This is a genomic window from Microbacterium sp. Beta (genome assembly GCF_005502545.1).
In the GTDB taxonomy this organism is placed as follows: domain Bacteria; phylum Actinomycetota; class Actinomycetes; order Actinomycetales; family Microbacteriaceae; genus Microbacterium; species Microbacterium oxydans.
In genome coordinates, this window is record NZ_SCOG01000001.1 from 525,984 (window position 1) to 538,450 (window position 12,467).

Sequence of the window (12,467 nt, forward strand, 5' to 3'; positions counted from 1 at the left end):
CAGCCGGAGTGCACGACGCGAGGCGGTGACGTCGCCGCCACCGCCTCGCTGCCGTTCACTCCAAGGGCCTACTCGGCCTTGGTGATCTCGTAGTAGAGCGGAACCGAGTTCCAGCCGACGGTGACGTTGTCGACCGAGTCGCCGAAGCCACCGATCGAGTTCTGGTACCAGAGCGGGATGACCGGGAGGTCGTTGAAGAGGATCTCCTGGACCTTCTCGTAAGCCGCGTTCGCGTCGTCCGCGCTCGTGGCCGCTGCACCCTCTGCGAGCAGAGAGTCCACCTCGGGGTTCGAGTAGTCACCGTCGTTCGACGATGCACCCGTGCCGTAGAGCGGCTGCAGGAAGTTGTAGACGGCGGGGTAGTCGCCCTGCCATCCGGAACGGTTCGCCGTCTGGATCGTGCGCTTGCCCGCGTCGTCACGCGCGTTGACCGCTGCGCGGAGAGTGGCGAGGTCGACGTACGGTGCGCCCGACGCCTCGATGCCGAGCGTGTTCTTCAGCGAGTTCGAGACCGCATCAACCCACACCTGGTGTCCACCGTCGGAGTTGTACGCGATCTGGAAGGTGCCGGACCACGGGGAGATGGCGTCAGCCTTCGCCCACAGCTCCTTGGCCTTCTCCGGGTCGTACTTCAGGACGTCGGAACCGGGAACGCTGTCGCTCCAGCCGTCGATGACGGGCGTCGTGAAGTCGCTCGCCGGGGTACGGGTGTCGGCGAAGATCTTGCTCGTGATCTCGTCGCGGTTGATCGCCAGCGAGATGGCCTGGCGGCGCAGGGTGCCCTCTTCGCCCGAGAAGTGCGGGAGCTGCCCACCGATGGTGAACGACTGGAAGATGGCCGCGGGCTGGTTGGTCGCCCGCTCGCCGAGCTCGTCCTCGAAGACCGCGAGCGAAGCCTCGGGGATCTGGTCGATGACGTCGATGTTGCCGCCGAGCAGGTCGGCGTACGCGCCCTCGGGAGCCGTGTAGAACTTCAGCGTCAGGCCGCCGTTCTGAGCGACGCGCTCACCCTTGTAGTCATCGTTCTTGACGAGGTCGATCTGGACGTCGTGCTGCCATGCTCCCTCCTTGGCGAGCATGTACGGGCCGTTGCCGATCGGGTTTTCGCCGAAGGCGTCCATGTCCTCGAAGGCGACATCGGGCAGCGGGTAGAACGCCGAGTAGCCGAGGCGGGTCACGAAGTCGGAGGCGACGTCGCTGCTCAGGTCGATCGTGAAGGTCTGGTCATCGACCTCGGTGAGACCTGTGAGCTCGGAGTCTGCGTCGGGGTTGAAGCCGACGATGTCGGCGAACCAGGACTGGTTCAGCTGCGCGTTGGAGAGCTGCGCACCGTAGTTCCACGCATCGATGAAGTTGTGGGCGACGACGTCTTCACCGTTGGTGAACTTGTTGCCCTCCTTCAGCTTGACCGTGACCTTGTTCGGTGCGTCGACCGTGATCGACTCGGCCATGTCGTTGACGAGGGCACCGTCGCCGTCGTAGAAGGCGAGACCTGCGAAGACGGAGTCGAGAATCTTGCCGCCGTTGACCTCGTTGGTGTTGGTCGGGATCAGCGCGTTCTCCGGCTCGCCTCCGTTCGCCGAGATGATCGCCGACGCCGAGCCCTTGGAGCCCTCATCGCCGGAGTCGTTCCCGCCTGCGCAACCGGCCAGCGCCAGGGCGCCGACCACGAGCAGAGCGCTGCCCGCGAGGGCAATCCTGTTTCGTTTCACTTTTCGTCCTCCTGTGGACAGTGCTGAGTCTGCGCGCTCACCATCGAGCACGCAGGGATACCTGAGCGTAACCCGCCGCTTGACCCCCCGCCGCCTTCAGCTAACGAACTGTTACTGAGTGGTGACCATCCGTAACACCCGCGAAACACCTGGAAACACCGGGAAACACAGGACGGTGTCGCGCTTCCGCACGGAAGCGCGACACCGTCTGCTCAGATGCGCACCGGCTCAGGCGAAGGCCTCCACCGGCGGGCAGGCGCACACGAGGTTCCGGTCGCCGTACGCCTGGTCGATGCGACGCACGGGCGGCCAGTACTTGCCGGCGACGAGCGCATGGACGGGGTAGGCGGCTTCCTCCCGCGTGTAGGGGTGCTCCCACTCCCCCGCGATGAGGGATACCGCGGTGTGCGGTGCATGCACCAGCGGATTGTCGTCCGCGGGCCAGCGCCCCGCCGCCACGGCTTCCGCCTCGGCCTTGATCATGATCATGGCCTCGATGAAGCGCTCGATCTCATCGAGGTCCTCCGACTCCGTCGGCTCGACCATGAGCGTGCCCGCGACGGGGAACGACATGGTCGGAGCGTGGAAGCCGTAGTCGATGAGGCGCTTGGCCACGTCGTCGACGGTGATTCCGGTCGCCTCCTTGAGCGGACGCAGATCGAGGATGCACTCGTGCGCGACGCGACCGTTCTCCCCCGTGTAGAGCACCGGGAAGTGGCCGCCCAGACGCTCGGCCATGTAGTTGGCGGAGAGCACGGCTGCCGCCGTGGCACGACGAAGACCGTCGGCACCCATCATGCGGACGTACGCCCACGAGATCGGCAGGATCCCCGCGGAACCGTAAGGAGCGGCCGAGATCACACCGCCATCGAACGTGTAGCCGCCGAAGTGCTCGGCGCGCTGTGCGAGCGGGTGCGAGGGAAGGTAGGGGGCGAGGTGCGACTTCGCCGCCACCGGACCGATGCCAGGACCTCCCCCACCATGCGGGATGGCGAAGGTCTTGTGCAGGTTGAGGTGCGAGACGTCGCCGCCCAGGTCACCGAAGCGCGCGTAGCCGAGCAGCGCGTTGAGGTTGGCCCCGTCGACGTACACCTGTCCGCCCGCGTCGTGCACGGCGGCCGTGATCTCGACGACCTGCTCCTCGTACACACCGTGCGTCGAGGGGTAGGTGATCATCAGAGCCGAGAGGTCGTCGGCGTGCTGGGCGATCTTCGCGCGCAGGTCGTCGAGGTCGACGTTGCCGAGCTCGTCCGTCGCGACCACGACGACCTTCATGCCCGCGAGCACGGCCGATGCCGCATTCGTGCCATGGGCCGACGAGGGGATGAGGCACACGGTGCGGTGGGTGTCGCCGTTCGCGTGGTGGTACCCGCGGATGGCGAGGAGACCCGCGAGCTCACCCTGCGAACCGGCGTTCGGCTGCAGCGAGACCGCGTCATAACCGGTGACCTCGGCGAGCCAGCCCTCGAGCTGGTCGATGAGCTCGAGGTAGCCCTGCACATCGGCCGCCGGGGCGAACGGGTGGATGCCGGCGAACTCGGGCCAGGTGATGGCAGCCATCTCGGTGGCGGCGTTGAGCTTCATGGTGCACGAGCCCAGCGGGATCATGCCGCGATCGAGTGCGTAGTCTCGGTCGGAGAGACTCTTCATGTACCGCATCATGGCGGTCTCCGAGCGGTGCGAGTGGAACACCGGGTGCGTGAGGTACTCGTCCTGACGGAGCAGGTCTTCCGGGAGCCCCCGCAGCTTGTCCCCGCCGAACATGCCGAACGCGCGGTCGTTCTTGCCGCCGAAGACAGCCGTGACGTGGTGCAGCTCGCCGAGGGTCGTGGTCTCGTCGACGGCGATGCCGACCGTGTCGGCGTCGGCGACGTGCAGCAGGATCCCGTGATCGTCATGGGCCCGAGCGGCGAACTCCGCCGCACGACCGGGCACGCGCACCTGCAGGGTGTCGAAGAAGTCCGCGTGCACGACCTCCACCCCTGCCTCGGTCAGCCAGTCACGCAGCAGCGCCGCCTTCGCCGTGGTCTGGGTCGCGATCTCCCGCAGCCCGTCCGGACCGTGGTACACGGCGTACATCGACGCCATGACGGCGAGCAGCACCTGGGCGGTGCAGATGTTCGACGTGGCCTTCTCGCGGCGGATGTGCTGCTCGCGCGTCTGCAGCGAGAGACGATACGCGGGCTTGCCGTCGGCATCGACCGACACTCCGACGAGGCGACCGGGGAGCTGACGCTCGAGGCCGGAGCGGACGGCCATGTAGCCGGCGTGCGGACCGCCGAAGCCCATCGGCACGCCGAAGCGCTGGGTCGTGCCGGCTGCCACGTCGGCGCCGAGTGAGCCGGGAGAGGCGATGAGGGTGAGAGCGAGCAGATCGGCGGCCGCGACCGCGAGAGCGCCGGAGAGGTGCGCGGCGTCGAACACGGCCGACGGGTCCCAGACGCGCCCGGAAGCGCCGGGGTACTGCACGAAGACACCGAACAGGTCGGCGGGCAGCTCCTCACCCGCGGCGAAATCGACCGTGACGATGTCGATACCGAGAGCTTCCGCGCGCGTGGCGAGCATCGCCTTCGTCTGCGGGAGCGCATCCGCGTCGACCGCGAACACGGTCGACGCGGACTTCGACGCGCGCCGCGAGAGCAGCATCGCCTCGACCACCGCGGTCGACTCGTCGAGCATGGACGCATTGGCCGTCGTGAGCCCGGTGAGTTCGGCGACCATGGTCTGGAAGTTGATGAGCGCTTCCAGACGCCCCTGGGAGATCTCCGGCTGGTACGGCGTGTAGGCCGTGTACCACGACGGGTTCTCCAGCACGTTCCGCTGGATCACCTGCGGCGTGATGGTGCCGTAGTACCCCAGGCCGATCATCGGTCGGTTCACGGTGTTGCGCGAGGCGAGCACCCGCAGCTCGGCGAGAGCCTCGGTCTCGCTCGCGGCAGAGGGGATGCGCGAAGGCGCGTCCGACGAGTCGGACGACGGCCCGGTGTAGATCGACGCGGGCACGGCCTGGCGCATGAGCGCCTCGACCGGGCTCAGCGCGCCATCGGCCCCTGGGGTGTCGAGACCCAGGGCCGCGAGCATCGTGCGCTGCGCGGCATCCGTGGGTCCGATGTGACGATCGGCGAAAGTGACCACTGGTGAATCAGCCCTCCGTGAGTGCGACGTATGCGTCGCGGTCGAGCAGTCCGTCCAGCGCACCGGCTGCGACGGAGACCTTGAGCAACCAGCCGCCCTCGAAGGGCGCGGCGTTCACCAGCGACGGATCGTCGACGGCCGCGTCGTTGATCTCGACGACGGTTCCCGAGACCGGCGCGTAGAGTTCGCCGACCGACTTCGTCGACTCGATCTCGCCGACGACGGCACCTGCGGTCACCTCGGTGCCGACGGCGGGGAGCTCGACGAACACGACGTCTCCCAGCTTCTCGGCGGCGTAGTCGGTGATGCCGATGGTCACGGTGTCGCCGTCGGCGGCGATCCACTCGTGCTCTTCGGTGTAGTGGAGTGCGGCGAGGTCGGTCATTTGGTCCTCCGATAGAAAGGCAGGGCGGTCACGGTCGCGGGGATCTTGGTTCCCCGCACGTCAAGGAATACTGCGGTTCCCTCTTCCGCGGAAGATGGGGTCACGTAGGCCATCGCGATCGGGTGGCCGAGAGTCGGGCTGAGAGCGCCGCTCGTGATCTCTCCGAGCACGGATCCGTCTTCGTCGACGACGGCGTATCCAGCGCGTCCGGCACGCTTGCCCTCGGCGACGAGGCCGACCAGGACCGGCGCTTCCGATGCCTCTGTCGAGTCCTCGAAGGACGAGAGCGCCTCCTTGCCGACGAAGTGCTCCTTCGCCGTCACGACGACACGGCCGAGTCCGGCCTGCGAGGGGCGGGTGTCGGTGCTGAGCTCGTGGCCGTAGAGAGGCATCCCGGCCTCCAGACGCAACGTGTCCCGGGCGGCGAGGCCCGCAGGAACGAGACCATGCGGTTCGCCGGCAGCCAGCAGTGCATCCCACAGGGCTGCGGCGTCGCCGGCAGGAACCAGCAGCTCGAAGCCGTCCTCCCCGGTGTAGCCCGTGCGTGCGATGAGCAGAGGCTCCCCGCGGAAGCGCGCGTCCGCCCATGCGTAGTACTTCTGCTCCGCCCAGGGCGTGCTCAGCTCGTCGATGCCCGGCGTCGCAGCGAGGATCGCCTCGGCGGCCGGTCCCTGCACGGCGAGCAGCGCGAACACGTCGGACACATCCTCCACATCGACACCGCGGTCGCCCAGGAATCCGGCGAAGGTGCGGTCCTCCCCCGGAGCCAGCGGCGGAAGCGCCCGCTCGACGAGCGACGGGAAGTCCCGCACGCGCTTGGCGAAGCCCGAGTCCACGAAGCCCCGGTTGCCGGCGTTGGCGATGATGAGGTAGCGGTCCTCCGCGAGCCGATACGCGATGACATCGTCGACGATTCCGCCGTTCTCATTCAGCATCAGCGAGTACTTCGCCTTGCCGACCATCATGGCGGAGATGCGACCTGCGAGCGCGAAGTCGAGGAACTCGGCCGCCTTCTCGCCCGTGACGAGGAACTCGGCCATGTGCGAGATGTCGAAGATCCCCGCGTTCTGGCGCACGGCGTGGTGCTCGGCGAGGTCGGAGGTGTAACGCACCGGCATCTGCCAGCCACCGAAGTCGGTGAACGACGCGCCGAGTGCCTCATGGCGTTCGCGCAGCGGGGTGTAGCGGGGGTCGGACATGGAGTTCTCCCGGGCTGTGTCGGGCGGAACGGCGGCATCGCCGTTCCTCGGAACTCCCCCTCTGTCATGGGCCTGAGAGCTTCACCCGTGCACGGAGGCGGGGTTTTCACCGTCGGCGGATCCGCACATGAGACGGATCGCTTTTCAGAGTGGCCGGAACCGCGCGGTACGCGTACCTGAGAGATTGGCGGGGAGGCTTGCTCCTTCGGTGCCCGGCTGCGTTCGCCGGGGCTCTCCCGCGTGGGTCATTCGGCCTGTCTTCAGTTGTGGGTTCAGTCTAGCCGGTCGGCCCGTCGGTGCCGGATTCGCTCGACGCGCGTTCGAATCGCGCGAATGGTCCCATTCGCGACTCGGAAGGGACCATTCGCGCGATTCGAAAGCGCGATTCGAAAGCGCGATTCGAAAGGGGGGGTGCGGTGCGGCTATCCGCTGATGCCGAGTTCGGTTCGGACCTCGTCGCGGAGGCGGCCGAGGTTGTCGGGCTCGGGCGCGGCTCCCAGGAGGGTCTTGGTGTACTCGTGCTGCGGGTTGAGGATGACTTCGTCCGCGGGGCCCCGCTCGACGACATCGCCCTTGTAGAGCACCATGATCTCATCGGAGAAATGCCGTGCGGTCGCGAGGTCGTGCGTGATGTACAGCACCCCGAGGTTCTCCTCCCGCTGCAGATCCGCGAGCAGATTCAACACGCCCAGCCGGATCGACACGTCCAACATGCTCACCGGTTCGTCGGCGACGATGAACCGCGCCCCCGGGGCCAGTGCCCGTGCGATCGCGACGCGCTGCCGCTGCCCACCCGACAGCTCATGCGGGCGACGCTCCGCAAAGCTCTCCCCCGGGCTGAGCCGCACCCGCTCCAACAACTCCACCGCCCTGGCACGCACCTGCGCACTGGAGAGCTGCGGGTGATGCAGGCGGATCGGCCGCTCCAAATGATGCACGATCGTGTGGAACGGGTTCAACGACGCGAACGGGTCCTGGAACACCATCTGCACATCCGCGCGATACGCCTCCAACGCCCGCCCCCGAGTCCCGGACGGTTTACCGTCGAGGAGGATCTCCCCACTGGTGGGGGTCTCCAACTTCATCAGCATCCGCGCGATCGTCGACTTCCCCGACCCCGACTCCCCCACCAGAGCGACCGTCTTCCCGGCCTCGATCGTGAACGACACATCCTTCACCGCATGCAGGATGCTCGTCCGGAACCCGGACCTCAGGTGGAAGTCCTTGACGAGGTTCCGCGCCTCCAGACGCGCCGTCTGCCCGGCCGCACTGCCAGCCGCCTGCGTGTTCGTCATCGGACGCCCTCCTGGCTCACACCGGTACGCACGAAATCGCCCCGCTCACCCTTCAACGACGGGAAACTCGACAACAACCGTCGCGTGTACTCATGCTGCGGGGAACGATAGATCTCCTCCGCCGTCCCCTCCTCCACGATCTGCCCCTGCAACATGATCGCGATCCGGTCACTGATCTCGATCAACATCGGCAGATCATGCGTGATGAAGATCACCGCGAACCCGAGCTTCTCCCGCAACCGCATGATCTCCCGGATGATGCCGCGCTGCACGACCACATCCAACGCCGTCGTCGGCTCATCCATGATCATCACCTGCGGATCCAACGCCAGTGCCATCGCGATCATCATCCGCTGACGCATACCCCCGGACAACTCATGCGGGAAACTCGACAACCGGGACGGATCCACCCCCACCAATGTGAGCAGCTCCTCCGCCCGCGCCGTCTTCGCCTTCTTACTCATCCCAGGACGATGCGTGTCGAAGATGTCGAAGATCTGCGCCCTCACACTGATCACCGGATTCAACGAGTTCATCGCGCCCTGGAACACCATCGAGATCTTGTCCCACCGGAACGCCCGCAGACCCTCCCCATCCAAACCCACGATGTCGATGTCATGACCGTCCCGATCATGGAACACGATCTCCCCGCCCGTCATCAACGCCGGCGCCTTCAACAACCGGTTCATGCCGTACGCGAGAGTCGTCTTCCCACACCCCGACTCCCCCGCCAACCCCAGAATCTCCCCACGATTCAACGTCAGCGAGACATCCCGCACGGCCTTCACCGGCGGATCCACCTCATACTCGATCGACACATTCCGCGCCGTCAGCACTGGCTCGCTCATGCGGTGACCCCCTTGGTCTTGGCGGCCTTGCGCACGCGGCGCGCGGCTTCTGGCGCATTGCGCAGCTTCGGGTTGATGACCTCGTCGATGGCGAAGTTGATCAGAGACAGACCGGCGCCGAGGAGCGCGATCATGAGTCCCGGCGGGACGAACCACCACCAGGCCCCACGTCCGAGCGCCTGCCCCGACTGGGCGTCGTTGAGGATCGATCCCCAGGTGATCGACGAGTTGGGTCCGAGGCCGAGGTACGACAGGCCGGCCTCGCCGAGGATCGCGAAGATGATCGCGAAGAGGAACTGGGCCGTCAGCAGCGGCAGCAGGTTCGGCATGATCTCGACGAGGATGACGCGGAACGACCGCTCGCCCGCGACCTTCGAGGCGTAGACGTAGTCGCGTGTGCGGAGCGAGCGCGTCTGCAGCCGGAGCACGTACGCCGCCCCGGCCCAGGAGGTGATGCCGAGCACGAAGGCGACGAGCTGCCAGCTGCGCTGCGGGACGAACGAGGCGATGACCATCACCAGCGGCAGTCCGGGGATCACGATCATGACGTTCGTGAGCAGGGCGAGGCCGTCTTCACGCCACCCACCCAGGTAGCCGGCGAGCACGCCGAACAGGAGGGAGAGGACGATCGCGATGCTGCCGGCCGTCACGCCGATGAGCAGCGAGCCCTGGGCACCGGTCGCGAGCTGGGCGAACATGTCGTTGCCGAGCTTGGTCGTGCCGAGCCAGTGCTCGGCCGACGGCGGCTGAAGCGCTGGGTTGGCCGTGCTCCGCGGGTTCTGGGAGAAGATCGGCGCGATGATCGCGAACAGCACGATCGCCAGCACGATGCACACGCCCACGATGAACTTCGGCGAGGTGCTGGGCAGGACGCGGCGACGCTTTCGATCCTGACGCTGTGTGGCGAGAGCGACGGTGCCCTCAGGGGCGACGGTGGGTGGCTCCTCCGTGAGGAGCGGGTTCTTCGTGTCAGACATTCTGGCGAGCCCTCGGGTCGATGAAGCCATAGACGAGGTCCATGATGAAGTTGGCGGCGAGCACCGTGAGCGTGATGACGAGGAACAGCCCCTGCATCAGCGCGTAGTCGTTGTTGGTCACGGCCTGGAACATCAGCTTGCCGATGCCGGGGTAGGTGAACACCTGCTCCATGACGATGGAGCCGGCCACGACGAAACCGAGCGTGATCGAGAAGCCGGCGATCGAGGGGATCGCGGCGTTGCGGGCAGCGTAGGTGGTGAGCACCCGGCGCGGGCGCAGGCCCTTGGCCTCGGCCGTGAGCACATAGTCCTCGGCGAGCGTCGAGACCATCATGTTGCGCATGCCGAACATCCAGCCGCCGACCGAGCTGATCACGATGGTGACGGCGGGAAGGATGGCGTGGGCGACGGCGTCGCTGAAGAAGGCCCACGTCGGCTCGGGGCCGTCGGGGAAGTCGAACACGTCGTAGCCGCCGAAGATGGGGAACCAGCCGAGGCCGACCGCGAACACCGCCACCAGGATCAGCGCCATCCAGAAGTACGGGATCGACTGCAGCACGGTCGTTGCCGGGATCAGGTGGTCGACCCAGGTGCCGCGCTTCCAGCCGGCCCAGGCCCCGAGCACGACGCCGAGGACGAAGGAGATGACCGTCGCGGTGCCGACGAGGATGAGCGTCCAGGGAAGAGCACCGGCGATGAGCTCCGTCACCGGGGTGGGGAACTTCGTCACCGAGACACCGAGGTCGCCCTGGAACATCCGCCCCCAGTACGCGAGGTACTGATCCCACAGCGACGAGTCGTCGCCGCCGAGCAGGAGCCTGATATTGCGGATGGTCGTCTCTGAGACGTCGCCGCCCGCCCGCTGCATCTTGGCGATCATGATGTCGGCGGGGTTTCCCGGCATGAGCCGGGGAAGAAAGAAGTTGATGGATATCGCGGCCCAGAGCGTGAACGCGTAGAACCCGATTCTTCGTGCATAGAACTTCATGTCACTGTTTCCTGACTTCCTTCTTCCCCGACTCCTCTCGTGTTACTTGACCGGCTGCAGCTGCGTCAGGACGTAGCCTGCCGCGATCGCACCCCAGGACGGCGGGAAGGCGTAGAGGTCTTCCTCCGTCGGCCAGCCCGTGTAGTCCTTCGTGTTGTAGAAGGTCTGCGTCGCGTTGATGACGAGCGGGATGTAGGGCAGGTCACGCACGATCTCGGTCTGGATCGTGGCGTACAGCTCCTTCTTCGTCGCCTCGTCGTTCGTGCTGATCGCCGACTGGATCGCCGTGTCGACGACCGGGTTGCTGTAGCGGCTGAAGTTCCAGCGTCCTGCGGGGATCTCGGTGCCGACCGGGGTCGTCGACTCGACGGCCGTGCCGCCGAACCAGTCGCGGTAGATCTGGAACGGGTCGGCGACGGACGTGCCGATCACACCACCCATGATGAGCTGGAACTCGCCACCCTGACGGGAATCGGAGAACTCCTGCCACTGCACCGTCGATGCCGTGATCTTGATGCCTGCGGCCTCGGCCTGCTCGGCGATCAGCTTCGCGGCGTCGTTGTAGTCGGTCCAGCCGTCGACCGAGGTGAGCGTGAGCTCGAGCGGAACCCCGCCCTTCTCGTAGATGCCGCTCGAACCCTTGGTGTAACCGGCGGCCTCGAGGATCGAACCGGCCTCGGCGGCGTTGGCCTCCTGCGGGCTGACCTCGTTGGCCGGGTCGGCGAGCCACTTCTCGTCACGCGGCAGCAGCGTGAAAGCCGGCGAGATGTCGCCCGTGAGGCCGACGAATGCCTTGTCCTTGATGATGCCGCGGTCGATCGCCACGTTGAGCGCCTGACGCACCGCGACGTCCGTCTGCGGGCCGGTGCAGCCGAGCTCGGCGTTCGAGCAGGTGTAGAGCACCGTCGGGTCCTGCGGGGTGTTGATCCAGTCGATCTTGCCGTTGCCGGTCACGTCATCCGGGTTGGGGATGAACATGCCGGTCCAGTCGAGCTTGCCGGCGGCGAGCAGGTCCTGTGCCGTCTGGTTGTTGTCGACCGCGATGTACTGGACCTTCTTGACGCCGAGCTTGTCGGCATCGCGGTAGTTCTTGTTCGCGACGAGGGTGTAGGACTCGCTCGTGGTCTTGTCGACCACGTAGGGGCCGGATCCGACGGGCTCTTCGTTCGTGAAGTTGGCGAAGTCCTTGACGTCCTTCCAGACGTGCTCGGGGAGGATGTAGCTCGACCCCATCCGCTGGAACTCGGTCGTGTACTGGGCAGACGAGTACGTCAGCACGGCGGTGGTGTCGTCCGTGGCCTCGGCGGAGATCAGACCGTTGCCCTCGGGGTTGTTGGCCTCGTAGTTGAACGAGAACGCGACGTCCTTGGCGGTCAGGGGCTCACCGTCGCTCCACTTGAGGTCGGGCTTGATGGTGACCGTGATCACCGTGCCGTCCTCGTTGTACTCGAACGAGTCGCCGATCAGGCCGACCGGCTCGGAGTCCGCGGTCTTGTTGTAGAAGAACAGCGGCTCGTAGATCGGCCCGAGCGCGCCGTGGAGCACGGTCGGAGCGAACGGGTTGTAGTTCGCGGCGATGGGGGTCTGGCTGCCGGCCCAGACACGCAGGGCCTTGTCGCCATCGGCGTTGCCACTGTCGCTGCCGCCGCCACAGGCGGTGAGGCCCAGGGCGAGGACGGATGCACCGGCAATCGCGGTGAGCGCGATCTTGCGCCTTCCGTTACGGATCATTTCTCTTGTTTCCTCTCGGTGCTGCACTGCAGGAGGGATCGCTCCGGATGGAGCAGAACCCCGGAGGTGGGGTTCTCGGGCCCGGGGAGACGACCGGCGGCCACTCCCGAAGGGGTTTGTTAGGACAGTAACCTAACAAACCCCGTCCTCGTGGACAAGCCTCCTCGCGCTCCCCAGATAACGTTTCGGACTCAGCC

Annotated in this window: 9 protein-coding genes and 1 riboswitch; all 9 genes read right to left on the bottom strand. The window is 66.5% G+C overall.

Annotated features, from left to right (window positions below; translation table 11 throughout):
- Positions 1-68: 68 nt before the first annotated feature.
- The 9 genes from FFS56_RS02510 to FFS56_RS02550 all read right to left on the bottom strand — a co-directional run bounded on the left by FFS56_RS02510 (position 69) and on the right by FFS56_RS02550 (position 12,270).
- Positions 69-1,712 carry an ABC transporter substrate-binding protein gene (locus FFS56_RS02510; RefSeq protein ID WP_046749582.1) on the bottom strand — a complete coding sequence of 548 codons (1,644 nt, stop codon included), beginning with the start codon at positions 1,710-1,712 and terminating at the stop codon, positions 69-71.
- 228 nt (positions 1,713-1,940) lie between these two features.
- A complete protein-coding gene (gene gcvP / locus FFS56_RS02515; protein WP_127012392.1) occupies positions 1,941-4,847 on the bottom strand; it encodes an aminomethyl-transferring glycine dehydrogenase in 2,907 nt (968 codons plus the stop codon).
- Between the two features lie 7 nt (positions 4,848-4,854).
- Positions 4,855-5,232 (bottom strand): glycine cleavage system protein GcvH, encoded by a 378-nt coding sequence (gcvH, locus tag FFS56_RS02520; RefSeq protein WP_046749583.1) that lies wholly within the window; start codon positions 5,230-5,232, stop codon positions 4,855-4,857.
- On the bottom strand, positions 5,229-6,431 hold the full coding sequence (locus FFS56_RS02525) for a glycine cleavage system aminomethyltransferase GcvT (protein WP_127012393.1): 1,203 nt from the start codon (positions 6,429-6,431) through the stop codon (positions 5,229-5,231). Before FFS56_RS02525 ends, gcvH begins: the two co-directional genes overlap by 4 nt.
- Positions 6,432-6,585: 154 nt before the next feature.
- Positions 6,586-6,680, bottom strand: a riboswitch (glycine riboswitch).
- A gap of 173 nt (positions 6,681-6,853) precedes the next feature.
- Entirely contained in the window at positions 6,854-7,726 is an 873-nt protein-coding gene (locus FFS56_RS02530) for an ATP-binding cassette domain-containing protein (RefSeq protein ID WP_127012394.1), read from the bottom strand.
- Positions 7,723-8,574 carry an ABC transporter ATP-binding protein gene (locus tag FFS56_RS02535; RefSeq protein WP_046749586.1) on the bottom strand — a complete coding sequence of 284 codons (852 nt, stop codon included), beginning with the start codon at positions 8,572-8,574 and terminating at the stop codon, positions 7,723-7,725. Before FFS56_RS02535 ends, FFS56_RS02530 begins: the two co-directional genes overlap by 4 nt.
- The gene (locus FFS56_RS02540) at positions 8,571-9,551 is read right to left on the bottom strand and encodes an ABC transporter permease (protein WP_046749587.1); all 981 of its coding nucleotides are present in this window, start codon (positions 9,549-9,551) and stop codon (positions 8,571-8,573) included. Before FFS56_RS02540 ends, FFS56_RS02535 begins: the two co-directional genes overlap by 4 nt.
- Complete coding sequence (locus FFS56_RS02545; RefSeq protein WP_058631908.1) at positions 9,544-10,539, bottom strand: ABC transporter permease; 996 nt, start codon at positions 10,537-10,539, stop codon at positions 9,544-9,546. The genes FFS56_RS02540 and FFS56_RS02545 overlap by 8 nt, the downstream gene beginning before the upstream one ends.
- Before the next feature lie 42 nt (positions 10,540-10,581).
- Positions 10,582-12,270 (bottom strand): ABC transporter substrate-binding protein, encoded by a 1,689-nt coding sequence (locus FFS56_RS02550; RefSeq protein ID WP_046749589.1) that lies wholly within the window; start codon positions 12,268-12,270, stop codon positions 10,582-10,584.
- Positions 12,271-12,467: the final 197 nt, after the last annotated feature.